This is a genomic window from Priestia sp. SIMBA_032, assembly GCF_046535215.1.
GTDB classification, from domain to species: Bacteria; Bacillota; Bacilli; order Bacillales; family Bacillaceae_H; genus Priestia; species Priestia aryabhattai.
Window position 1 is genome coordinate 1 of record NZ_JAWRXD010000357.1, and the last position, 312, is coordinate 312.

At 42.3% G+C, this 312-nt stretch carries 1 pseudogene; it reads left to right on the plus strand.

The features are described 5' to 3' along the window. Nucleotides 1–312: pseudogene (locus tag SB717_RS34745) on the plus strand (amidohydrolase/deacetylase family metallohydrolase); the annotation flags it as partial.

Genomic DNA, 312 nt, shown 5'->3' on the forward strand with positions numbered 1-312 from the left:
TTGTAATTGAAAATAACAAAATCGCACAGGTGACGAAAGCTGGTGCTGGCGAGGGTGGAAAGGTTCTTGATTACTCTGGTACTTACGTATCGAGTGGCTGGATTGATTTGCACGTTCACGCTTTTCCAGAGTTTGATCCGTATGGCGATGAGGTAGATGAAATTGGCGTTAAGCAAGGGGTAACGACAATTGTTGATGCGGGTAGTTGCGGTGCTGATCGCATTGCAGATTTAGTAAAAAGTAGAGAGCAGGCAAAGACAAATTTATTTGCCTTTTTAAATATTTCTCGCATCGGTTTGAAACGAATTGATG